This is a genomic window from Citrobacter sp. Cpo103 (genome assembly GCF_030332605.1).
GTDB lineage: Bacteria > Pseudomonadota > Gammaproteobacteria > Enterobacterales > Enterobacteriaceae > Citrobacter > Citrobacter portucalensis.
On the sequence record NZ_JAOWHO010000016.1, the window covers coordinates 44,336 to 66,468 of the forward strand.

Genomic DNA, 22,133 nt, shown 5'->3' on the forward strand with positions numbered 1-22,133 from the left:
TAAAAATAGTCGGGGTGTTGTAAGCGTTCCTGCTGGCGCAAGGAAATTTAATCAGGTTGTGAGCTAACGCTCATTACGCTACAGACTTTGACCAGGGGGTAATCTTCTGGAGTATAGACAAGGAGTTAGACGCAGAGGTGGCAATAGCATTAACTATTGATATTTTGTATGGACGCACCCGATATAAATAATACCGTGGTTCGGCATTCACTATTTCGAAAATAAGAACACGCTATTCATTTATATTGAATAGCGCGTTATGGTTTATTTCATCATTTCACGAATTAATTTACCAAGCTGTTTTACGGCCTGCTCTTCGCGATCTCCCCAGTGCCATGCAGTATTAAAACGAAAAAAACATGTCCAGCTTCCCGAGGTCGAGAACATTTTCCCCGGCGCAATACTGATGTGGTGTGCCAGCGCATGGGTACTGAGCACACCGGCATCAAGCGGTTCCGGCAGCTCCAGCCACAGAAAATAACCGCTGTCGTTGTGGTGAATTTTGACTTCCGCCGGAAGATGACGCAGCAGCGTTTGCCAGGCCTGTTGTTTACGTTCCGCCAGTTGCCGACGCAAGCGCCGCAGATGCGCGTCATAGCGCCGGGTTGAAAGATAATCAACAAGGGCAAGCTGCATGGGTGAACTGGTAGATAAGGTGCTCATTAGCTGGAGTCGCTGAATACGCCGGGCATGTTTCCCTGCTGCTACCCAGCCAATACGAAATCCTGGCACCAGGCACTTCGAGAAAGACGAACAATGCAGGACGCTGTCGGCGCGATCCCAGGCTTTGGCAGGCAACGGTTTTTCGCGGCCAAAGTACAACTCGCTGTAAACATCATCTTCAATCAACATTACGTGGTATTTTTCCAGCAAGGCGACCAGACGCGCCTTTTTCTCTGCGCTGAGCGTAAAACCCAGTGGGTTTTGGCTGTTGGTCATTAGCCAGCAGGCTTTTACCGGGTACTCCTGCAACGCCTGCTCCAACGCAGCAAGATCGATCCCCTCTTTAACGTCGGTGGCCACCGACAACGCCTTCAGACGTAATCGTTCCAGGGCCTGCAACGCCCCGTAAAAACAGGGGTTTTCGACAATCACCCAGTCACCCGGTTCAGTGACCGCTTGCAGGCTCAGATTAAGGGCTTCCAGCGCGCCGGTGGTGATGACGATTTCGTCAGGTGAAATGGTCATCCCCTGTTGAGCATAGCGACGGGCAATGGCATGACGCAGCTCAGCATTCCCCGGCGGCAGGTTTTCAATCACGCTCATGGCGGTGGCAGTTTTACTCACCTGCGCCAACGAGCGATTCAACTGCTGAAGTGGAAACAGCCGCGGGTCGGGGAATGCGGAGGCAAAGGGCATCACTGACGCATCCCGGCTGGCCTGCAACATATCAAAAATGTAGGTATTGATATCCACTGCTTCATCGCGCATGACCTGCACCTGCGGCGCAGCAAGTTCACGTTCGGGGCGCGCGGCGACATAATAACCAGACTGCGGTCGGGCAATAATCCGCCCCTGGCTTTCCAGCAACTGGTATGCGTGTCCGACGGTCATAAAACTCATGCCGCTGCTGACCACCTGCTCACGCAAAGATGGCAAGCGATCGCCCGGCTGCCATACGCCAGACGCAATTTGATCGCGAATTTGCTCTGCCAGTCGCTGGTATTTTTTCATTTTTCGTCCTGATTACCGGTGTCGGTGACAACCACTGTGTATATCAGTTTACATAATCAGGGTATTTTATTTAACTGTTATAGTTAACAGTTTTACAACATCGGTAATGACAGTTCTTTGCCTACGGCGCGTATTTCAAGAAGAGAACGCTATTCAATAACAGGAATCAAGCTTCCAGATTTCATATCAGCGAGTGCAACTTATAACAACGCTGCAACTGTTATGGTTAAAAAGAACTGTTCTGTTTCTGCCTTCCATTGCTCCTCAGACTTAGAATTGCGCTAAATCAATTTTGCCTGCGGAGTTAAGCATGTTCGGTCTTGACGCGTTTCACCTGGCAAGGATCCAGTTCGCGTTTACGGTATCCTTTCACATCATCTTTCCGGCTATTACTATCGGACTCGCCAGTTATCTGGCTGTGCTTGAAGGGCTATGGCTAAAAACGAAAAACCCCACCTGGCGATCGCTTTACCATTTTTGGTCGAAAATATTCGCCGTAAATTTTGGTATGGGTGTCGTTTCCGGGCTGGTGATGGCTTATCAGTTCGGCACCAACTGGAGTGGTTTTTCCGAGTTCGCCGGGAGTATCACTGGGCCGTTACTGACCTATGAAGTATTAACCGCCTTCTTCCTCGAAGCTGGTTTCCTTGGGGTGATGTTGTTTGGCTGGAATCGGGTTGGTCCAGGGCTTCATTTCTTTGCCACCTGCATGGTCGCACTGGGTACCATTATTTCAACCTTCTGGATCCTCGCCTCCAACAGCTGGATGCAGACACCGCAAGGCTATGAAATAGTTAACGGCCAGGTCGTTCCCGTCGACTGGTTCGTCGTTATTTTCAATCCTTCATTCCCCTATCGTCTGCTGCATATGTCGGTTGCCGCCTTCCTGAGTAGCGCGTTGTTTGTTGCTGCCTCGGGGGCATGGCATTTGCTGCGCGGGAATAACACACCAGCAATTCGAGCGATGTTTTCGATGGCGCTGTGGATGACATTAATCGTCGCTCCACTGCAGGCCTTGATTGGCGATATGCACGGTTTGAATACGCTGAAGCATCAGCCGGCAAAAATTGCTGCGATTGAAGGACACTGGGAAAATCGCCCCGGTGAACCGACTCCGCTGCTGCTGTTCGGCTGGCCGGATATGGAGCAGGAACGCACCCGCTATGGGCTGGAAATCCCGGCGCTGGGCAGTCTGATCCTGACCCATAGTCTGGACAAACAGGTCCCGGCCCTAAAAGAGTTTCCTAAAGAAGACAGGCCCAACTCCACTATGGTGTTCTGGTCGTTTCGCATAATGGCCGGGCTAGGCATGCTGATGATCCTGCTGGGTACTTTTGCCCTGTGGCTGCGCTATAAGCAGCGTTTATACACCTCACGCCCTTTTCTGCGCTTTGCCTTATGGATGGGCCCCTCCGGTCTGATTGCCATCCTTGCCGGTTGGGTGACCACTGAAGTTGGCCGTCAGCCGTGGGTGGTTTACGGTCTGCAACGTACGGCGGATGCGGTCTCTGCACATGGCGATTTACATATGAGCATCAGCCTGCTGTCCTTCTTTGTGGTGTACAGCTCAGTATTTGGCGTGGGTTACAGCTACATGATCCGCCTGATCCGTAAAGGGCCACAGGAAGATGACCCGACCATTCCGCCGACAGGCACACCTGCACGGCCGCTTTCAGCCGCCGTCCTCGATTCTCAACCGGAGGCACATCGCTAATGGGTATCGATTTATCAGTTATCTGGTTTGTGATTATCGTCTTCGCCACGCTGATGTATATCGTGATGGACGGTTTTGATCTCGGGATTGGCATTTTATTCCCAGCGATTCAGGACGCTGACGATCGCGATGTGATGGTCAACAGCGTCGCCCCGGTATGGGACGGCAATGAAACCTGGCTGGTGTTGGGCGGAGCCGGATTATTCGGCGCTTTCCCCCTGGCCTATGCGGTGATTGTCGATGCGCTGACGATCCCGTTGACCCTGATGCTAATCGGCCTGATTTTTCGCGGCGTCGCGTTCGAGTTTCGCTTCAAAGCCACACCTGCGCACCGACCATTCTGGGATAAAGCCTTTCTCGGCGGTTCAATCCTCGCGACATTCACGCAAGGTGTCGTGGTGGGTGCCGTACTCAACGGATTCTCCGTTACCGGACGCAGCTACAGCGGCGGTCCTTTCGACTGGTTGACCCCGTTCACGTTGTTCTGCGGCGTTGGTCTGGTCGTGGCTTACGCCCTGCTGGGGGCGACATGGCTGGTGATGAAAAGCGAAAATCCGTTGCAGGATAAAATGCGCAGTGTGGCCAAAAAACTGCTGCTGGCAATGTTGGTTGTGATTGCCATTATCAGCCTGTGGACACCACTGGCACATAGCGCGATTGCCGAGCGTTGGTTTAGCCTGCCCAACCTGTGGTTCCTGATGCCGGTTCCGCTGCTGGTTGCGCTTATCAGTCTCTGGCTGTGGCGTTCGCTGGGGCAACATAACTGCCATACGCTGCCTTTTGTATTAACGCTGGGGCTGATTTTTCTCGGGTTTAGCGGGCTGGGGATCAGTATCTGGCCACATATCATTCCACCGTCTATTACGCTCTGGCAGGCGGCGGCTCCGGCACAAAGTCAGGGCTTTATGTTGGTTGGCGCACTGCTGATTATCCCGATAATCCTGGTGTACACCTTCTGGAGCTACTACGTTTTCCGCGGCAAAGTTCAACATGGTGAGGGGTATCATTGATGCAACAAACAATCTGGAAACGCCTGATGTGGCTGGTGATCCTCTGGGGCGGCAGCGTGCTGGCCCTGGCCGCTGTTGGCATGTTCTTTCGTCTCCTGATGACGGCCGCAGGATTTAAGTCCTGATTCCCTGCTTGCTAACAACCGGGCAGCACTGCATTGCTCGGTTGTGACAAACCCTAACGTTAGCTAAACAAAAATGTAAAAAACATCGAAATGACAAAACAGAGATTGTCATTAACCCGATTAAAATATTGAATAGTCACCAGACGAAATTATCGCCAATTCCGCAGCTAACGTACCAGAGGGTGCATGATGTTTAAGAAAGGGTTAACGGTGTTATTGCTGACCAGCGCGCTTTTTTCCGGTCAACTTATCGCTACTAATCAGGGACATGAATATCTTCAGGTACAGGATGCCGATCACTTATTACGACACACGGCCGACAGCGATGAGTTGCGAGTGACGGCGGAAGAATCCGCCGCCGATCTTCGTGAACACCATCACTGGCAAAAATCACGCAAACCCGATACGCATCTGAGCTAACGATTAACCTTTGCGCTTCGGCAGTGTCTTCATCAGTTCTTCTGGACTGACCGAAGCCACGACGCTGCCGGGCAACGGCATCTTCAGAATGTGATGCTTCATCTTGCCGATTACGTGCATTTCGCACGGTCGGCAATCAAATTTCAGTGTCAGGACTTCATCGCCGTTAACCAGTTGCATCGGCGTGGCTTTCCAGCTTTTAATATTCCCTTTCGCCTGTTTCGGACACAGGTTAAACGCGAAACGCAGGCAATGTTTGGTGATCATCACCGGCACATCGCCCTTTTCTTCATGCGCTTCATAAGCGGCATCAATCAACTGAACGCCATAACGGTGATAAAACTCACGCGCTTTTTGGTTGTAGACGTTAGCCAGGAAACTCAAGTGCGTTTGCGGATAAACCGGCGCTGGCTGAGATACCGGTTTGCGGCTACCGCGCTGATAGCTTTGCAGGCGCGCTGCATCCAGCATATCAACGGCTTCACGTCGTAACTGATTTAGTTGACCGTTTGGCACAAACAACGCGCCTGGCAGATTCACCTGAATATTGCGGGCGTAGTACATCGTCTGACCCAGTTTTGCCAGTCCATCCTGTAGGTTACTCAACGCTTTTTCCGCATTGTTCGCTTCCTCAAAATGGCCGTCCAACGTATGGATGATACTCACGCCCTCTTCACTGGTGAGCGTCAGAATCAACTGCTCCTGCCAGCCGCCGAGCTCAATATCGATCGCAACACGGCGTTCGCTGGAGGTTTTGGTTAACGCTTGCTGCCAGTTATGATCGAGGTTGCGATTCAGAGGATGATGCGGACGCACTTTGTGCAGATCGGCAGGCATTTCATTCGGCCATACCCGATAACGATTGTTCCCCGTTTTTTCCACGGTGTTGGCACGGAATCCGACAACCTCACGTTTGATTAACACGTTCAGGCCATCGCCGTTTGCCAGCGGTTCGGTCACCTCAACATCGAGATGATCTTTCGCCACCTTCAGGACTTCGCCGACCGGCAAACCGATAAACTTTGGTGAGTCGAATGCGCCGATATCCCCTTTACGGGCATTAACAAAATAATCGGTGCTGCCGCGATGGAAGGTTTTCTCCGTGGATGGGGTAAAGAAATGTTCGGTACGTCCCGCTGATGAACGGGCCAGATCGCCACGCTCTTCAATGATAGCGTCGAGCATCTGGCGATAATGCGCGGTAATATTCTTCACATAGCTCATGTCCTTATAGCGCCCTTCAATTTTGAAGGAACGCACACCTGCGTCAATCAACGCACCCAGGTTGGCGGTCTGATCGTTATCTTTCATCGACAGCAGATGTTTTTCATAGGACACTACGCGCCCCTGATCGTCTTTCAGGGTATATGGCAGACGGCAAGCCTGGGAACAGTCGCCGCGGTTAGCGCTGCGCCCGGTTTGCGCATGTGAAATATAACACTGTCCTGAATAGGCAACGCACAGCGCCCCGTGAATGAAAAATTCAATGGTCGCATCGGTAGCCTGATGGATAGCGTTAATCTGCTCAAGGCTCAGTTCGCGCGCCAGCACAATCTGGGTGAATCCCACATCAGATAGAAATTTCGCCTTCTCAACGCTGCGAATATCGCACTGGGTGCTGGCGTGCAGTTCAATCGGGGGAATATCCAGTTCAAGAATCCCCATATCCTGCACGATCAGGGCATCAACGCCGGTCTGATACAGATCGGTAATTAACCGTTGTGCGGGCTCCAGCTCATCATCATGCAAGATCGTGTTTAGCGTCACAAAGATTTTTGCCCCGTAACGATGGGCAAAAGGCACTAATTCGGCAATATCTTTCAGGCTATTGCTGGCGTTATGACGCGCGCCAAAACCTGGTCCACCAATGTAAACGGCGTCTGCGCCGTGCAAAATGGCTTCGCGCGCAATGGCGGTATCCCGAGCCGGGCTTAACAATTCAAGGTGATGAGGCTGCTGGCGCATACAGTTGTTACCATCCACAAGCGGTAAAAATGGCGGTTATTGTAGTCACAAGCGCGGCGTTTCGGAATAGTTTTCCCGATTAACCGCGTGGGTAATGGATCAGCGAGTGAAAATGAACCGTTTGCTCGCTACTGTTACGGTAGCTATGTGCCGTATCTCCGGCGAAACGGACACCCTCACCGGATTTAAAGGTGCGCCACTGCCCCTCAATACACATATCCAGCAGACCACTAATCACCACCACGTGCTCAATTACGCCCGTTTCATGCGGAGTAGATTCACTGAGCGCGCCGGGTGCCAGCAGTATCGAAAAATGATCGAAGCACAGTTGCGGATCCCACGGGAACAACGGCGTGACGACCATCGCCTGCTGCTGGGGATCGAATGTTAGCGTGCCGTCTGACTCTGGTGGTGAAATAAACGTTGAAAACGGGACGTTCAGTCCAGTGGCAATTTTCCACAATGTTGCCACCGTTGGACTGGATTCGTTGCGCTCAATCTGCCCCAGCATCGCTTTTGAGACGCCAGTTTCCTCCGCCAGACGCGAAAGGCTCCATTCACGCTGGTGACGTAGCGTCTTGAGCGTTGTGGCCAGATAGTGGGTTAAGTTGTCCATTTTTCTCCTTCGTCGCTCTCCTTTCTCGGGGCTACAGCTTAGCACTTGTACGCTATAACGCACAGTGCTACAGTAACTGACCGTTATAACGCACGCGGAGTTGCTATGCGCACATTTTCCATCCCCCTGCCTACAGTTTTGTCGGGTTTTGTGGCGGTCCTGGTCGGCTACGCCAGTTCAGCGGCCATTATCTGGCAAGCGGCGCTCGCCGCAGGTGCGACGACCGGACAAATCGCAGGCTGGATGACCGCACTTGGGCTAGCAATGGGGGTCAGTACGCTGGCGCTGACATTATGGTATCGCGCCCCTGTACTCACCGCATGGTCAACGCCTGGTGCCGCGCTGCTGGTGACGGGCCTGCAAGGGGTATCGATTCAGGATGCTATCGGTGTTTTTATCGTAGCTAATGCGTTTATTGTGCTGTGCGGTATAACCGGGCTGTTTGCTCGCCTGATGAAAATTATTCCCCACTCGCTGGCATCAGCCATGCTGGCCGGGATCTTGCTGCGTTTTGGTTTGCAGGCGTTCAATAGCCTGAACAGTGAGCTTATCTTGTGCGGCAGCATGCTGCTGGCGTGGTTAGTACTAAAAGTGATTGCCCCACGGTATGCCGTAATCGCCGCAATGTTGGTAGGCATAGCTATCGCCCTGGTTAAAGGTGACATTGTCACCGATGGTGTTAATCTGTCACCGGTGTTGCCAGCGTTTATTGCCCCACACTTTTCATTAGCCCACAGTATCAGTATTGCGCTACCGCTGTTTCTGGTTACTATGGCTTCGCAAAATGCCCCCGGTATTGCGACCATGAAAGCATCTGGATATTCGTTACCCGTTTCACCCCTGATTGTTTTTACGGGTCTGCTGGCACTGCTATTTTCGCCGTTTGGCGTCTATTCCATCTGCATCGCCGCCATAACCGCCGCAATTTGCCAAAGCCCCGAAGCCCATCCAGATGCAAATCGACGCTGGCTTGCCGCAGCGGCAGCGGGTGTCTTTTACATTCTGGCTGGAGTGTTTGGCGGTTCGGTCACAGGACTGATGGCAGCCCTCCCCGTAAGCTGGATCCAGATGCTTGCTGGTCTGGCATTACTCGGCACGATTAGCGGTAGTTTATTTCAAGCCTTACATAATGAAGCAGAACGCGATGCGGCCATCGTGACTTTTCTGGTTACGGCCAGTGGTCTGACGGTATTTGGCGTTGGGTCTGCATTCTGGGGGCTGGTCGTCGGCGGTATTTGCTACTCAGTGTTGACATTATTTCGCCGCGCGTAGCTGCGTTGGCGTTTTACCCGTCACTTGTTTAAACCGGTTACTGAAATGGCTCGCCGAACTGAACCCACAGGCCATTGCAATATCCGACAGGCTGCGTGATGAATAACAGACCAGTTGCTGCGCCAGCGCCATACGGCGTTGCATGACGTACTGATGAGGCGCCATATTCATCGACTGGCGAAACATTCTGGCAAAATGGAATTCACTTAGCGCTGCCTCGCTTGCCAGATCGCTCAACGTTATGGGATACGCCAGATGTGCTTCAATATAGGCCAGCACGTTGCGCAATGTGGCAGGCGCAAGCCCTCCGGTGACAACGGGAAGTCGCCATTGCACATTGCTGTAATGCTGGATCAGATGCGTTAACAGTAGTGAAGATGCCGCGCTAAGCGTGAGGTGATTGGCCGGTTGCTGCCAGTCGTTACCAAGCAAAAACTGACGGTAAACCGCCGTGATCCCCGGGTCACTGCCAAACGTATGCTCGTCCAGCGTGAAACTATAGGGGCTTTTGTCCCAAACTTTTTCACCCACTTCTCGCAAATGCGCGTCCGTACAATAGAGATGAACAAAGGAAAGATCGTCACGAATATCCCAACTGGACTCACTCTCTTTCGGCATCAGGCAAAAACGGTCTGGTCCCCCGCCATTCTTCCATCCTCCCGCCGTCTTGTGGTAACTCTCGTAACCATCTGCGATGTATAAACTGAGCGTATGGTGATCGCAATATTGGGTGATGGTATCGCGCTTGTTCGACCAGGCCGCCAGTTGGATCCCTGAATGTAACGCAACCGATTCATGCAGCACGGCATTATGTTTGCGCAAGTTTTCAAAGGCACCGTAGGGCTGAGACATACCATCACATTCAAAATAAGTTAGCAGGCTTTCAGTCTATATCAGCTACATATCGTTAACAGCTGCCTTTTCACTATTACGCTAAAAAAAGCGCAAGATTTTGCAAGTACACCGCAAGCCGATGAAAGTCTCCTGCATTCCGTCGTGACACAGTGTAAGTCTGACGACAAAAAGAGAGAGTTGTATGAACGCACTGTTGTACTGCCTGGTGGTGGTTATTTGGGGAACGACATGGATTGCGATTTATTTGCAGCAAGGTCCGGTTTCTGCACCGGTTTCTATCTTTTGGCGCTTCGCAGTTGCCAGCTCGGTGATGATAGTGATCCTGTTGCTAAGCGGTAAATTACGCAAACTGTCTGGCCGCGATCATCTGTTTTGTCTGTTACAGGGCGGATGCGTTTTTTGCTTTAACTTCTGGTGTTTTTATACGGCTGCGGCGTGGATTAATACCGGCCTGGAGTCGGTGATTTTCTCGATGTCCGTCCTGTTCAATGCAGTTAATAGCTTCATCTTTTTTGGGCAAAAACCACCGCTGCGCTTCTATATTGCAGCGGGTCTGGGACTGACGGGCATCGTGACTCTGTTTTGGCAGGATTTGCTCAACAGCGGGTTTAATCATTCACTGCTGCTGGGCATCGGTTTGAGCGCTCTGGGAACCTTCGGCTTCTCACTGGGCAATATGATCAGTCTGCGTCACCAGAAAAAAGGGTTAGAAGTGTTAACGACCAACAGCTGGGCCATGCTGTACGGCACATTGCTGATCGCGGCCATTGCGCTGGTGCGCGGCGACAACTTCACGCCACAGTGGACATTCAGCTATCTTAGCGCGCTGTTATATCTGGCTATTTTCGGCTCAGTGATTGCCTTTGGCGCTTATTTCACGCTGGTAGGTCGTATTGGTCCCAGTAAGGCGGCATACAGCACGCTGCTGTTCCCGCTGGTGGCGCTGACGTTGTCAACATTGTATGAAGGATACATCTGGCAAGTTAATGCGATTGCCGGATTGGTGTTGATCTTACTGGGAAATCTGGTGATGTTTGCCCGACCGGAAGCATTGATGGGTAAAATACTCTATCGTCGTCGTGTGGCATAAAAAAACGCACCATCCTGAGATGGTGCGTTCATCATTTTTATTGTGGTTTTTTGTTCACATCAAACATGGAGGCATCGGTCGCCATGTCATCAACAACTTTCTTCAACGTTTCGAACGCCATCGGCGTGCTTTCGTTGTTCAGGTCTTTACCTTCACCCTTACGTACAACTTTAATCACCGGTTTATTGGTCGCTGCATCAATCAACTCACCCTCGAAATAGAGGTTGGTATCCATGGTACGGTGACCCGTCGCCATTTGCGTTCCTGCAACGAGCAGTGCAACCGGGACCACTTCATAGAACTGCAGTCCTTCTTTGCTGGTCGCTACACCGGTAATCGCCCCGCGGAAAATCAGACTACGTGGCCCTGGGGTTGTAACCAGAGGTTTACGCTGACCGATCGCCGTTTTCAACTTCGTATTGGTATAGGTCAGTAATTGATCAAGAACCTGCTGCCCTACCTGCGTAGTAGGTTTAGGAACCGGATAATACGTTACCGGGTTATAAACAATGTTGTCATATTTGGATTCGTTGTAGCTCGGGTCAACCCAACGGAGTACCGTTTGTCCCGATGCTGATTTTGTTTCCTTCAGATCAGAGTAATTTTTTAAAAACCCAGAATATTTATCCGGCTCGGTCACTTTTGACGCACAGCCGGATAATGCCAACAAGCCAGTAAGCACTGCAACTTTAAATAAAGTTTGAGTACGCATGAAACGATCCCTTTAGTTTTCGCAATGATGCCTAAAAAGGATAGCAAAACAGTTTCATTTTGGATGTACTAAAAATGGTAAGCACCGCACAATTTTATCTCTGCGCTCAGCACAAAAAATGCTGAACGCAGAAAGAGTTAACCCAAACGGGAGGTTCAGGAAGTTTTGCGTGCCAGCATGGTGGCAAAGCGCAGTTTAATTCGATTACCGTTTTCATCTGTACGATGAAGTTCACCTACGTCTTCGTTATATTTCAGCAGATCCCACCCACTGTAATAGTTGCGTAATTCTCCGGTTTTAAACGCGAACGGAAAACCTACTGTGCACGGAAAATCATCAGTATCCATCGCTGCGACGATTAAGTTATATCCACCCGGTTTAGTACAACGTTGCATATTCTCAATAAGGCCAGGGATCGTTTTAGCTTCAAGGAACATCAGTACAACGGTAGAAAGAATAAAATCGTATTCACCCTCAAAACGTAACGCATTAAGGTCAGCGACCTTCGCGTTGAGGTTGGTCAGCCCCTCAGCCGCTTTGATGCGCTCAAGGTTAGCGATGCTCATTGGGTTTTTATCCCATGCGGTAACGTCATAGCCGTTTGCCGCCAGGTACAGGCTGTTTCGGCCGTTACCGCAGCCCAGATCTAACGTTTTACCTGGTGCAACCACTTTTGCCGCTTCAACGACATCGGAATGCGTACGGGTTAAATCATATTTTTCAGTAAAGTAGTTTTCGTCGCAAAGGGTCATTATTTATCCTCAGATTTCAGTAATGCAGCACGCTCCGTGCGGATGAGCAGTTTCCCCTGCATCAGCAATGCAAACGTACGTATCAGTAATAATGCAATGATAAAATTGGTAAAAATAAACAGTGGGATAGACAGAGTATGAAAAAATCCTGATTCACTGCCGTGTCCAAGATGCAATCCCGTTGTCGCCAACGCAGACACGCCAAACGAGAAGCTCCAGAAAGACGCATTAAATGGCTGTGACAAATACCACGGCATAAGGCGTAGCATGAACAGAAGTTGCAGCAGACCATAACCAAATAGCATTTTAGCTAACGTATCCCCCTCGCCGCCGTTGACGCTAAGCCAGGCGCTACAGGCGACCAGCGCGGGTGCCAACTGTATACCAAGTGAAGTACGTAAAACCGTCGGTAGTTCACCGCAGCTACGTAAACGCTGCAGAATCACCGGCTCCAGGCTAAGCCAGGAAAATACCCCGGCGCCCAAAAACACCAACCCGGCATCGTTGAACCCAAGTGCACCACAGGCCATGGCGCTGATAAAGTTATTGGCAACGGTCGGCAGATACAGACCCGGCGTGGTGGCCTCTTCCGGATGCTCGCCGCGCCACAGCCCTGCCGTTTGCCAGGCGGCGTACGCCAGCTGTATCACCACGCCAATGCTGAACAATCCTAGCGCCAGCGGTCGATACCAAGGTACAAAACCAATCGCGACCAGCATCGTTGTTGCTGGAAACAGACTGACAAAACTGCTCATCACCGGATGACGAATTTCCGCCAGTACGCTGTGCGGAAAACGTAGTAAGCGATTCACAAATGCCAGCGTCAGCAATCCCCAAATGACCATTGCGAGGATCACTAAGCCATCACCAATCCAGTGGCTCACCGGCCACACCTGGCTGGCGTAGCGCCACGCAAATCCCATCCCGATGGTACCCAGTACCATGCCAAAATAACCAGCCGGAAGATTGAGGACCCGTTCACTCTGTTTGTTCTTACTCATTTTGTTTATTTTTTAAAGTATATTTGAAATGCATTTTATGGAATATCTGCCGGTTTAGCCAGTGCAGAAAACTTTGCTACGTTTAACTAAGGTGCGCAACATGGAAATGAGCTATGACCAAATACCGTCTAAGCGATGAATCTCGCTCCTTTAGTTACCTGGATAATGGCAATAAAAAAAGTGTATTACTACGCCAAATCATCGCACTCATTGATTTTAATGATGTTAGATCCGGTACGCTCGGTGGCTGGATTGATGATGAAAGCGTTCTGTCGCAAAGCGGTAATTGCTGGATATACGATGAGAATGCGCTCGCGTTTTCCGGCGCGACGATAACCGGAGACGCCCGTATTACACAGGCAAGCGTGGTCAGAGATGGCGCGCAGATTGGTGATGCCGTCTGGATTGACCGAGCAGAAATCAGCCATAACGCGCAAATACGTGACAACGTCACCATTCAGGATTCTGTTGTTCGCGGTGAGTGCCTCATCTGCGGTGATGCACGCATTGTGTGTGACTCTGAAATCATTGCGGCCAGAGGGTTAACCCGTGAAAGCGACCAGCTCCTGCAAATTTACGAGCGGGCGACCGTCAGCAATTCACGCGTGGTGCATCAGGTGCAGATCTATGGTGATGCGATGATCAACTATGCCTTTATAGAACATCGGGCTGAAGTTTTTGATTTTGCACAGGTAGAAGGCAATGAAGAGAATAATGTCTGGATCTGCGATTGCGCTAAAGTCTATGGCCATGCGCGTGTCATCGCCGGAACTGATGAAGACGCCATTCCTACCCTGCGCTACAGCTCGCAGGTGGCGGAACACGCGGTGGTTGAAGGTAACTGCGTGCTGAAACACCACGTGCTGGTTGGGGGGCATGCGCAATTACGTGGCGGACCGCTCCAGCTTGACGGTCACATCCTTATTGAAGGCTATGCCTGTATTCTGGGTGAAGTGCTGATCGAGCATCATATTGAGATAACCGATCAGGCCCAAGTTGAAGCCTTTGATGGCGATGCGATCCATCTGCGCGGGCCAAAAGTGATCAACGGCGAACAACGTATCACGCGCACCCCTATCGCCGGTTTATTCTGAAGAACCATCAATGATGCGGGCGTAGAGCTTCACGTCATGGTAATCGCCATTAAGGAATTCCGCCTGTTGCATACATCCTTCCAGTCGGAAGCCATTGCGCAGTGCAACCTGGTTGCTCCTGACGTTATCTACACGACATTTAATCACGAAACGGCGAATCTCCTGGCGCTGCGCATAATGACGAATCATTGCCTGTAGCGCCTGAGACAGAATGCCTTTGCCCTGGTGCTCTTCGTCCAGCCAGTAACCAATATAAGCGGCTTTGTTCAGCGGCTCTATCTGGTTAAACGAGATAACGCCAGCCACCTCCCCTTGTTCGAAAATAAGGAACATTTTGGCGTAGCCGCGCTGGTGCAACATCATATTCCCCTGCACGTTTTTGCGCGTGTCGTCCTCAGATTCGACAAACTGCGGCCAGTTCAGTGACTGTTGGAGCCAGGTTTTATTTTTAAGCACCAACTGATGCAGAGGGGTGACGTGTTGTTCTTCTACCGCCCGCAGTTCCAGCGCGTCACTAACGATAATTATTTCTGACATGTTTATCTCCTTTGCGATCGTAAACGGGGCATTTCTGACTGGCAGTAGCCGATATTACTCTGTTTAGCACCGAGGATGTCTTATTTTTATGCTGTAACAGCAATCACTTAGAAAGAATCTCTGGCGTGGAACCCGTTACTCTGGTGATCCGGGTATCCCCTCATGGATAGACCGTAATGATGACAATAACACTTTCATTCTATTGCTAAGGAGCAAGCATGGCAGCACCTTTGGGTCGTTTAGCACTTATTCCGCTTTTACTGATTACCGCCTGTCACCAACCTGTTTCCACCACGCAAGCAGGCCCCGTTCCCTTTGCGGTCAATAAGCAACAGGTTGTGGATAATACCACGCTGGAAATTTCCCGCAGCGCGCTGGAATATAACATCCATAAAGTTCAGCAACTGCTGGGAGATAAAACCCGGATGTGCGCCATTCTTAAAGGCGACGCGTACGGCCACGATCTCTCACTGGTAACGCCGGTGATGATGCAAAACGGCGTGCAATGTATTGGCATCGCCAGTAACGAGGAAATCAGTACCGTTCGCCAGTCAGGCTATACATCGCAGCTCATGCGCGTGCGTAACGCGACGGAAAAAGAGATGCGCCAGGCGGCGGATTTCGATACCGAAGAGCTTATCGGTAATCTGGATATGGCTAAGCGTCTAAGTGCAATCGCTCAGGAGAAAGGTAAAACTATTCGTATCCATCTGGCGCTGAACTCTGGCGGTATGTCGCGTAACGGTCTGGAAGTCAGTACCGCCGCAGGTCTGGAAGAAGCACGCGCTATTTCCGCATTACCCGGCCTGAAAATTGTCGGCATCATGTCGCATTTCCCGGAAGAAGATGCGGCAGTGGTAAAACGCGATCTGGCCCGTTTCAATACGCAATCAGCCCAGGTATTGAAAATTACCGGGCTTAAGCGCGAAGATGTCACCCTGCATGTCGCGAATACGTTCGCTACCCTGACCGTTCCAGAATCCTGGCTCGACATGGTGCGTGTTGGCGGTATTTTCTATGGCGATACCATCGCCAGCACCGAATACAAACGCGTCATGACGTTTAAATCTGCCATCGCGTCGGTAAACCATTACCCCAAAGGAAACACCGTCGGGTATGACAGAACCTATACCCTTAAACGTGATTCCGTTCTGGCCAATATCCCGACAGGTTATGCCGATGGTTATCGCCGTGTGTTCAGTAATGCGGGGCACGTGCTGATCCGCGGCCAGCGGGTTCCGGTACTGGGTAAAACATCCATGAATACCGTGATCGTCGATGTAACCGATTTGCCGCAGGTTGCATCCGGTGATGAAGTGGTGCTGTTCGGTAAACAGGGAAATGCGCAGGTTAGTGCAGAAGAAGTCGAAGAAATTAGCGGCGCGTTGTTCACTGAAATGTCGATCCTCTGGGGGGCGACGAACAAACGCGTGATGGTCGATTAACACCTAAAACAGGAAGGGCTTCCGTTTCTCGCAGGAAGCCCTTTTACACAGCAAGCGCCGTTCTACTTAGCTCTCACTGACACTCTCTTTTTGCAATATTTTGAGCAGATCTTCCTTCAGGTGGAGTTTCTGTTTCTTAAGACGAACAATGTCCAAACTATACCCCCGACCATCCGAACCTTCCAGTCTGGAGATCTCATGATCAAGGCTGTTGTGTTTTTCGAATAAGGACAGAAAGCGAGGGTTCTCGGATTTCAGTCGGGAAATAAGGTCTCTGTATTCTGGAAACATACTTTCTCCCTGTTAGTGGACAAGAACGTGTATAAGAAATACACACCCACAGAGTACCCATTTGCTATACAGAAAAATGCGAACAGGATCGAGTAAATAGTGTACAGAGTCGTTATGAGGATGAATGCAGATACGGCTCCCCATCAGGAGAGCCGTAAAGGGCGTGATTAACGCATCTCGCGGTCGTCAACGTACTGACGTTTATCCGGCGCTGGCGGGAAGTACTGATACAGCCAGGTTTCGCTGATGGCGTCACCCTGACAACGCAGGAACATACGCATATCTACCGGATCGGTTGAGTCAGAAGTCGGATACCAGTCAAACTGAATGCGATAACCGTCGATAGGCTCCACGTAGAGGATCTCAATCTGTTTCGCTTCACCGCTGGAGAGCGTAATCACCGGTTCAATGCCTTTCGGCGCAGCCGCTTTTAGATCGCCACCAACGAAGTCAACGGCAAAACGACGCGCCCATTTTTCCGGGTAATGCTCGCCCGGTGCCCATCCTTCCGGGAAGCCGCCCATACCTGTCCGGGTCGCCATCACGCGAGCCAGCGGTGAACGCACCGGCGGTTGAGCGCTCCAGTACAGGCGATATTTGAATTCCAGCTCATCGCCGGCTTTGATCTTCTTGTCCGGCTGCCAGAAGCAGACAACGTTATCCAGCGTTTCGCCAGTCGTCGGGATCTCCATCAAACCGATGGTCCCCTTGCCCCACTGGTTGCGCGGTTCGACCCACAGACTTGGGCGCTTGTTATACCAGCCCATGATGTCCTGATAATGGGAGAAGTCGCGATCGAGTTGCAGCAAGCCAAACCCTTTCGGGTTGTTATCGGTATAGGCGTTGAACTGCAGCTTTTGCGGGTTATTCAGCGGACGGCAGATCCACTCGCCATTGCCCCGCCACATCGCCAGACGATCTGAGTCATGGATTTGCGGGTGAATAGTGTCGCACATCCGACGCTCATTGTTGCCGCAGCTGAACATGCTGGTCATCGGCGCAATGCCGAGCTGCTTGATGTCTTTGCGCGCATAGATGTGGTTTTGTACATCCATAATCACCTGCGTTTTCTCGCAGTGGATCACGAACTTGAATGCGCCGGTTACGCTTGGGCTGTCGAGAAGCGCATACACGGTAAAAGAGGTTGCGCCCGGTTTAACCGTTTCGAACCAGAAAGAGGTGAAATCAGGAAACTCTTCTTTACTGTCGGTGTAGGTATCTACCGCCAGACCACGGGCCGATAAACCGTACTGATAGGTGTCATCCACGGCGCGGAAATAGCTGGCGCCCAGGAAAGAAACGACATCGCGGCGGGCCAGTTCTGGCGCTTTAAACACGCGGAATCCAGCGAATCCGAGGTCAGTCTGCCCTTCCAATTGTTTGGTATCCACACCCGCGTCGTTGTATTTAAACAGTTCCGGACGGAAGTGAATTTCACGCGCCATATGCGTACTACCATCAACCGAGAACATGCGTACACGACGACGGAAGCCCATTCCCACGTGGAAGAACTGCGCATCAAGCTGACGATTTTCAACATTGTTCCACAGAGACTGCTCTGCGTCATATTGAATGCTGTTGTAGGCCTGCGGCGTCAGTTTCGCCAGCGTATCCGGTAACGCGCGCGGTGCGCCGCCCCAGGGTTTCTGTGCTAAGTCATGGGCCATCGATTGCAGAACGGAAAAATCAAAACGTACGGTTTTTCCGTCTGCAATGTCAGACTCTGCCGCAAAGGCGGCGCGGGAAAAGAGTGATGCAATACCACTGGTTCCGCACACGGCGGCCATTGCCATTGAACCTTTAATAAATCGTCTGCGATTCATGCCTGAAAGTGAGTCCTTCTGGTCGTGTAAATGTTCCCGCGCCGGTCAAAATCAGCGGCAAGAGAGTGCACATTTCTGACCGCTCACTCTAGACAAAATTCATTAATAATCCAATTGTTGGTCGCCGATTATCTGTACAAAATCGAAAATATTTTATGTCGATGGGAACAGACCGAATCCCATGTAAATTCCATTAAAGTAAACCACACCGACGTTTACTTCGCTCTTGAGCCTCCTGATACAGCGCAAACTCATCATAAACCGCGCAACCCAGCGCCTGTTCAAACGCGTCGCGGCTGGAATTTCCGTGGCTGCGAGCTTGTGTTTCATTACCCAAATTGGACTGGAAAATTCCTGCGGCGCTCACCGGTAAAAAATCTTCGTAGGTGATGGGTTGCGCAACCAGCCAGCCCCGTTCAATAAGCGGCTGCGGATCGTCATCCGGGCGAATCGCCTGCCGATGCGCTTCACCCGATGGCGTCAGACGATAGCGGAACCAGGCTAGCCCCTGCTGGCGCAGCAGGAATTCGCTGTCCGGGAAGGCTTTGAACACCTCCTGAAGATGTAGCTGGTGCGTCAGATTGTCTTTCCCCGTTCCCGCTTTATTCAGCAATTCGTCGTACAACGCTCTGCCTTTCGGCGTCAGGGCCACGCCGCGCTGTTCGATTTCACCAAAACGTGCCGTGTGAGTGCCGCGCATTTCACCGGCAAACAACACCGGTTCTTCCAGCGCTTTGAAACTGGTCTGACGCAATAAAATGGGCACCTCGCGGCGCGGCGGCCCTTCAATCAGTATTTTGGGCTCAATGCCGCATTCCGGCATCATCGACTGCACCCGGTCAATATCCAGCGTTCGCGGTGTCAGATGGTTGATATGACAACCGGGGAAGCACACTACATCAGCAACCAGCCGATGTTCGTTATGTAATGCGTGATAGGTCTCTTCATCGACCGTGGCGTGCTGATGCCAGCGGAATGTTTCCAGCGCTTCATGCACAAACTCTTGCGCCTGTTCAGTTGTAAAACTGCCCTGCGCATCAAATTCATCCAGCAGCTCGTGGCAACGGCGGGTGAAAATATCGCGTTTCGCGAGGATCTCTGCGGCTTTTTGCCGCAGCGCGGCGTTTTCGATTAGTTCGAGCCGTAATAACGAGGTGAATACCCGAAACGGGTTGCGCGATAGCGAGGCATCGTCGATGGGACGGAAGGCTGTGGAATGTACTGGGACGCCCGCCTGGGAGAGATCGTAATAACTCACCGGATACATGCCCATAACGGCAAACATCCGGCGCAGCGTAGAAAGCTCCTGCGCGGTACCCACTCGAATGGCGCCATGACGCTCAACGTTTAGCCGGGCCAGTTCATCCGCATTCGCCAGTTTTTCATGCAGCGTCGGATTATTTTCCAGTACCGCCAGATTCACATCAGCGACAAGTTCCAGCAACGTGCCGTACTGCGGGACTTCCTGCTGGTACATTGCTGACATTGCCTGCGAAAATTGTTCCCGAATCTCATCTGCCGTGATGGTGTTCGCCATAATGTCATGCCTCCAGTGAATATTACCTGGAGTGTAGAAAACGCCGCTGACTCCGGTGGGAAGAATTTACAAAGTGTGACCCCGCGTAAACTTCCCACCCATACAAAAGATGAACAGTACCTACTGGCGTAGTTTCAAATGACTTTCCAGCCAGGGCAGCATCTGTTTTTTACGGCTAAGCATACCTTCTACCTTGCAAGGCTGCGGGATGTCTGAAAGTTCTGATCCAGCAAACCACAGGCTGGTGTCACCCAGATTGATGTCAGTGAGCATCAGCACGACTAACGCAGCATTCTTTTCTTCTGCATAGCTCGCCATTTCCTGACGGAGATCGTCCAGCACCGCATCCACCTGTTGCAGCGCATACAGTTCAAGCTGCGCTACACAGACTGAATGTCCATGGATGGTGAAGGTTTTAATGTCTTTCTGCAGAAGTTCGCGGGCGCTCATCCCTTCCACGCTTGTTTTGGCTGACAGCAGGTCGCGGCTGAAAGCGTCAAGATCCACTCCGGTTTTTTGGGCCAGCGCATCAACCGCCTGACGATCGTCAGAGGTGGTCGTTGGTGAACGTAGCGTGACAGTGTCACTCAATACGGCACCGAGCAGTATAACAGCCTCAGAGGAAGATAACTGGTTGCGTTCATCCTCCGTCATCAGTTGCCACAGCAGGGTTGCGCTACTGCCGACGGGCTTCACCCACACTTCCGGTGGCAGACGGGTGACTAACCCACCGAGTCGGTGATGATCGATAATTCCCACCACGTTACTTTCGGTCAACGATTCCGGCCCCTGGGTAGGCTCGGTGAAATCGACCAGCCAGACATCACGATCGGTCAGTTCAAACGCCAACCGTTCAGGCATCGTCAGCCCCGCATGCTCAAAGATAAACTGCGTTTCGCGGTTAGGCTCGCCCAAACGCCATGCCGTCGCCTGCTGGCCACGTAAACTAAGCCAACGCGCCGTCATTGCGGCGGTGCAGATGGCATCACTATCGGGATTAAGGTGCCCTATTACATGTATCATTCATCAGTGCCTTGTGAAGAGAAATCGTTCAAAAGTAAACAATCACCAAAGTATAACGACTGGGCACACTCCCTTCCATGATCCCACTCCCCAGCAATGCTGTACAAAACATAAGCAAAATAAATCAGTTGTAAGTAAAACATGATAAATGTTAATAATATTTTGCTATCAGGTTATCAAAAACAAACAACTTTACTTGTCACCGATACGACTCTGTTTTTAACATCGCTTATGGAAAAAAATGTTCTGTTCAATCAGCGCATTCGCTTGCGCCACCTTCATACTTTTGTCGCCGTTGCACAGCAGGGAACGTTGGGGCGCGCGGCTGAGACCCTTAACCTGAGCCAACCGGCTCTCTCCAAAACGCTAAATGAACTGGAGCAACTGACCGGGACCCGGCTCTTTGAGCGTGGCCGCCTTGGCGCGCAGTTAACGCTGCCCGGAGAACAGTTTCTTACCCACGCGGTAAGAGTGCTGGATGCGCTCAACACCGCCGGACAAGCGTTAAATCAGCGCGAAGAGTCGCAGACTGATGTAGTACGGATTGGGGCCTTACCCACCGCAGCACTGGGTATTTTGCCTGCGGTAATTGGTCCTTTCCACAAGCAGCAAATGGAGACCACGCTACAGGTCGCCACCATGAGCAATCCGATGATTCTGGCAGGTTTAAAATCCGGGGAAATCGACCTTGGCATTGGTCGCATGGCCGATCCAGAATTGATGGTCGGTCTGAATTATGAATTGTTGTTTCTGGAATCACTTAAACTGGTCGTGCGCCCTAACCATCCGCTGTTGCAGGAAACCATCACGTTAAGTCGGGTAATGGAGTGGCCGGTGGTGGTTTCGCCAAAAGGAACCGCACCTCGCCAGCACGCAGAAGCATTGTTGCAAAGTCAGGGTTGTAAAATGCCGCCAGGCTGCATTGAAACACTGTCAGCATCGCTTTCCCGCCAGCTGACGGTTGATTACGACTATGTGTGGTTTGTCCCTTCAGGCGCGGTTAGAGAAGATTTACGCCAGGCGACGCTGGTGTCGTTGCCGATACCTACCCACGGGGCGGGCGAACCCATCGGTATTCTTACCCGTGTCGATGTGCAACTCTCTCAGGCCGCGCAGATCCTTATCGCCGCAATACGCAAAACCGTACCGTTTTGATACCAAAAATTAAGGGACCATC

Annotated in this window: 21 protein-coding genes; 9 read left to right on the forward strand and 12 right to left on the reverse strand. The window is 51.5% G+C overall.

Annotated elements, in window-relative coordinates; translation table 11 throughout:
• Window positions 1–264 precede the first annotated feature (264 nt).
• Window positions 265–1,674, reverse strand: a complete 1,410-nt coding sequence (locus tag OGX89_RS00280; RefSeq protein ID WP_126957591.1) for an aminotransferase-like domain-containing protein — start codon at window positions 1,672–1,674, stop codon at window positions 265–267.
• A gap of 310 nt (window positions 1,675–1,984) precedes the next feature.
• Here OGX89_RS00280 and OGX89_RS00285 point away from each other — a divergent pair, with 310 nt between their 5' ends.
• The 4 genes from OGX89_RS00285 (at window position 1,985) to OGX89_RS00300 (ending at window position 4,943) form a co-directional block, all read left to right on the forward strand.
• On the forward strand, window positions 1,985–3,388 hold the full coding sequence (locus tag OGX89_RS00285; protein WP_126957593.1) for a cytochrome ubiquinol oxidase subunit I: 1,404 nt from the start codon (window positions 1,985–1,987) through the stop codon (window positions 3,386–3,388).
• Window positions 3,388–4,398 (forward strand): cytochrome d ubiquinol oxidase subunit II, encoded by a 1,011-nt coding sequence (gene cydB / locus OGX89_RS00290; RefSeq protein WP_111465540.1) that lies wholly within the window; start codon window positions 3,388–3,390, stop codon window positions 4,396–4,398. The genes OGX89_RS00285 and cydB overlap by 1 nt, the downstream gene beginning before the upstream one ends.
• Window positions 4,398–4,523, forward strand: a complete 126-nt coding sequence (locus OGX89_RS00295) for a DUF2474 domain-containing protein (RefSeq protein WP_003020230.1) — start codon at window positions 4,398–4,400, stop codon at window positions 4,521–4,523. The genes cydB and OGX89_RS00295 overlap by 1 nt, the downstream gene beginning before the upstream one ends.
• A 189-nt stretch (window positions 4,524–4,712) precedes the next feature.
• Window positions 4,713–4,943, forward strand: coding sequence for a DUF2554 family protein (locus OGX89_RS00300; RefSeq protein WP_126957647.1), 231 nt, complete (start codon window positions 4,713–4,715; stop codon window positions 4,941–4,943).
• A gap of 3 nt (window positions 4,944–4,946) precedes the next feature.
• Here OGX89_RS00300 and OGX89_RS00305 read toward each other — a convergent pair whose 3' ends face one another.
• Together OGX89_RS00305 and OGX89_RS00310 are read right to left on the reverse strand one after the other, a co-directional pair.
• Window positions 4,947–6,908, reverse strand: a complete 1,962-nt coding sequence (locus OGX89_RS00305) for a peptidase U32 family protein (RefSeq protein ID WP_126957595.1) — start codon at window positions 6,906–6,908, stop codon at window positions 4,947–4,949.
• Between the two features lie 79 nt (window positions 6,909–6,987).
• Window positions 6,988–7,524 carry a helix-turn-helix domain-containing protein gene (locus OGX89_RS00310; protein ID WP_071446326.1) on the reverse strand — a complete coding sequence of 179 codons (537 nt, stop codon included), beginning with the start codon at window positions 7,522–7,524 and terminating at the stop codon, window positions 6,988–6,990.
• Window positions 7,525–7,629: 105 nt separating this feature from the next.
• Here OGX89_RS00310 and OGX89_RS00315 point away from each other — a divergent pair, with 105 nt between their 5' ends.
• Window positions 7,630–8,796, forward strand: a complete 1,167-nt coding sequence (locus tag OGX89_RS00315; RefSeq protein ID WP_126957597.1) for a benzoate/H(+) symporter BenE family transporter — start codon at window positions 7,630–7,632, stop codon at window positions 8,794–8,796.
• Here the strand turns inward: OGX89_RS00315 and OGX89_RS00320 are convergent.
• Window positions 8,779–9,648, reverse strand: coding sequence for an AraC family transcriptional regulator (locus OGX89_RS00320; protein WP_003833154.1), 870 nt, complete (start codon window positions 9,646–9,648; stop codon window positions 8,779–8,781). The two genes, OGX89_RS00315 and OGX89_RS00320, sit on opposite strands and share 18 nt — an antisense overlap.
• A 184-nt stretch (window positions 9,649–9,832) precedes the next feature.
• Between OGX89_RS00320 and OGX89_RS00325 the strand changes: the two genes are divergently transcribed.
• The gene (locus OGX89_RS00325) at window positions 9,833–10,741 is read left to right on the forward strand and encodes a DMT family transporter (protein WP_126957599.1); all 909 of its coding nucleotides are present in this window, start codon (window positions 9,833–9,835) and stop codon (window positions 10,739–10,741) included.
• Window positions 10,742–10,778: 37 nt separating this feature from the next.
• Here OGX89_RS00325 and OGX89_RS00330 read toward each other — a convergent pair whose 3' ends face one another.
• From OGX89_RS00330 to tehA, 3 genes are all read right to left on the reverse strand, one after another.
• Entirely contained in the window at window positions 10,779–11,453 is a 675-nt protein-coding gene (locus OGX89_RS00330) for a DUF3313 domain-containing protein (RefSeq protein WP_003833157.1), read from the reverse strand.
• A 155-nt stretch (window positions 11,454–11,608) separates the two neighbouring features.
• A complete protein-coding gene (gene tehB / locus OGX89_RS00335; RefSeq protein ID WP_003833160.1) occupies window positions 11,609–12,205 on the reverse strand; it encodes a tellurite resistance methyltransferase TehB in 597 nt (198 codons plus the stop codon).
• The gene (gene tehA, locus OGX89_RS00340) at window positions 12,205–13,206 is read right to left on the reverse strand and encodes a dicarboxylate transporter/tellurite-resistance protein TehA (RefSeq protein ID WP_003833162.1); all 1,002 of its coding nucleotides are present in this window, start codon (window positions 13,204–13,206) and stop codon (window positions 12,205–12,207) included. Before tehA ends, tehB begins: the two co-directional genes overlap by 1 nt.
• A gap of 113 nt (window positions 13,207–13,319) precedes the next feature.
• Here tehA and ydcK point away from each other — a divergent pair, with 113 nt between their 5' ends.
• The gene (gene ydcK, locus OGX89_RS00345) at window positions 13,320–14,300 is read left to right on the forward strand and encodes a YdcK family protein (RefSeq protein WP_126957603.1); all 981 of its coding nucleotides are present in this window, start codon (window positions 13,320–13,322) and stop codon (window positions 14,298–14,300) included.
• On the opposite strand, the gene rimL is transcribed toward ydcK, so the two are convergent.
• Window positions 14,292–14,837, reverse strand: a complete 546-nt coding sequence (gene rimL / locus OGX89_RS00350; RefSeq protein WP_126957605.1) for a 50S ribosomal protein L7/L12-serine acetyltransferase — start codon at window positions 14,835–14,837, stop codon at window positions 14,292–14,294. The genes ydcK and rimL overlap by 9 nt on opposite strands.
• A 218-nt stretch (window positions 14,838–15,055) precedes the next feature.
• Here rimL and alr point away from each other — a divergent pair, with 218 nt between their 5' ends.
• Window positions 15,056–16,282, forward strand: coding sequence for an alanine racemase (gene alr, locus OGX89_RS00355; protein WP_003833167.1), 1,227 nt, complete (start codon window positions 15,056–15,058; stop codon window positions 16,280–16,282).
• Window positions 16,283–16,348: 66 nt separating this feature from the next.
• Here the strand turns inward: alr and OGX89_RS00360 are convergent, their stop codons facing one another.
• From OGX89_RS00360 to OGX89_RS00375, 4 genes are all read right to left on the reverse strand, one after another.
• On the reverse strand, window positions 16,349–16,573 hold the full coding sequence (locus OGX89_RS00360) for an HP1242/YdcH family protein (RefSeq protein WP_003833168.1): 225 nt from the start codon (window positions 16,571–16,573) through the stop codon (window positions 16,349–16,351).
• Window positions 16,574–16,740: 167 nt separating this feature from the next.
• Window positions 16,741–18,396, reverse strand: a complete 1,656-nt coding sequence (locus OGX89_RS00365) for a glucan biosynthesis protein D (protein WP_047411098.1) — start codon at window positions 18,394–18,396, stop codon at window positions 16,741–16,743.
• Window positions 18,397–18,589: 193 nt separating this feature from the next.
• Window positions 18,590–19,933: a 2-oxoadipate dioxygenase/decarboxylase HglS gene (gene hglS / locus OGX89_RS00370; protein WP_126957607.1), complete on the reverse strand. Its 1,344-nt coding sequence runs from the start codon at window positions 19,931–19,933 to the stop codon at window positions 18,590–18,592.
• A 120-nt stretch (window positions 19,934–20,053) separates the two neighbouring features.
• Entirely contained in the window at window positions 20,054–20,956 is a 903-nt protein-coding gene (locus OGX89_RS00375; protein ID WP_126957609.1) for a manganese-dependent inorganic pyrophosphatase, read from the reverse strand.
• Between the two features lie 231 nt (window positions 20,957–21,187).
• On the opposite strand from OGX89_RS00375, the gene pcaQ reads away from it, so the two are divergent.
• Entirely contained in the window at window positions 21,188–22,111 is a 924-nt protein-coding gene (gene pcaQ, locus OGX89_RS00380) for a pca operon transcription factor PcaQ (protein WP_003020288.1), read from the forward strand.
• The last annotated feature ends 22 nt before the right edge of the window (window positions 22,112–22,133 follow it).

Excerpts from the sequence above, each read along its gene's own strand:
- OGX89_RS00280 (WP_126957591.1), bottom strand. The coding sequence starts at position 1,674 with ATGAAAAAATACCAGCGACTGGCAGAGCAAATTCGCGATCAAATTGCG.
- OGX89_RS00285 (WP_126957593.1), top strand. The coding sequence starts at position 1,985 with ATGTTCGGTCTTGACGCGTTTCACCTGGCAAGGATCCAGTTCGCGTTT.
- cydB (WP_111465540.1), top strand. The coding sequence starts at position 3,388 with ATGGGTATCGATTTATCAGTTATCTGGTTTGTGATTATCGTCTTCGCC.
- OGX89_RS00295 (WP_003020230.1), top strand. The coding sequence starts at position 4,398 with ATGCAACAAACAATCTGGAAACGCCTGATGTGGCTGGTGATCCTCTGG.
- OGX89_RS00300 (WP_126957647.1), top strand. The coding sequence starts at position 4,713 with ATGTTTAAGAAAGGGTTAACGGTGTTATTGCTGACCAGCGCGCTTTTT.
- OGX89_RS00305 (WP_126957595.1), bottom strand. The coding sequence starts at position 6,908 with ATGCGCCAGCAGCCTCATCACCTTGAATTGTTAAGCCCGGCTCGGGAT.
- OGX89_RS00310 (WP_071446326.1), bottom strand. The coding sequence starts at position 7,524 with ATGGACAACTTAACCCACTATCTGGCCACAACGCTCAAGACGCTACGT.
- OGX89_RS00315 (WP_126957597.1), top strand. The coding sequence starts at position 7,630 with ATGCGCACATTTTCCATCCCCCTGCCTACAGTTTTGTCGGGTTTTGTG.
- OGX89_RS00320 (WP_003833154.1), bottom strand. The coding sequence starts at position 9,648 with ATGTCTCAGCCCTACGGTGCCTTTGAAAACTTGCGCAAACATAATGCC.
- OGX89_RS00325 (WP_126957599.1), top strand. The coding sequence starts at position 9,833 with ATGAACGCACTGTTGTACTGCCTGGTGGTGGTTATTTGGGGAACGACA.
- OGX89_RS00330 (WP_003833157.1), bottom strand. The coding sequence starts at position 11,453 with ATGCGTACTCAAACTTTATTTAAAGTTGCAGTGCTTACTGGCTTGTTG.
- tehB (WP_003833160.1), bottom strand. The coding sequence starts at position 12,205 with ATGACCCTTTGCGACGAAAACTACTTTACTGAAAAATATGATTTAACC.
- tehA (WP_003833162.1), bottom strand. The coding sequence starts at position 13,206 with ATGAGTAAGAACAAACAGAGTGAACGGGTCCTCAATCTTCCGGCTGGT.
- ydcK (WP_126957603.1), top strand. The coding sequence starts at position 13,320 with ATGACCAAATACCGTCTAAGCGATGAATCTCGCTCCTTTAGTTACCTG.
- rimL (WP_126957605.1), bottom strand. The coding sequence starts at position 14,837 with ATGTCAGAAATAATTATCGTTAGTGACGCGCTGGAACTGCGGGCGGTA.
- alr (WP_003833167.1), top strand. The coding sequence starts at position 15,056 with ATGGCAGCACCTTTGGGTCGTTTAGCACTTATTCCGCTTTTACTGATT.
- OGX89_RS00360 (WP_003833168.1), bottom strand. The coding sequence starts at position 16,573 with ATGTTTCCAGAATACAGAGACCTTATTTCCCGACTGAAATCCGAGAAC.
- OGX89_RS00365 (WP_047411098.1), bottom strand. The coding sequence starts at position 18,396 with ATGAATCGCAGACGATTTATTAAAGGTTCAATGGCAATGGCCGCCGTG.
- hglS (WP_126957607.1), bottom strand. The coding sequence starts at position 19,933 with ATGGCGAACACCATCACGGCAGATGAGATTCGGGAACAATTTTCGCAG.
- OGX89_RS00375 (WP_126957609.1), bottom strand. The coding sequence starts at position 20,956 with ATGATACATGTAATAGGGCACCTTAATCCCGATAGTGATGCCATCTGC.
- pcaQ (WP_003020288.1), top strand. The coding sequence starts at position 21,188 with ATGGAAAAAAATGTTCTGTTCAATCAGCGCATTCGCTTGCGCCACCTT.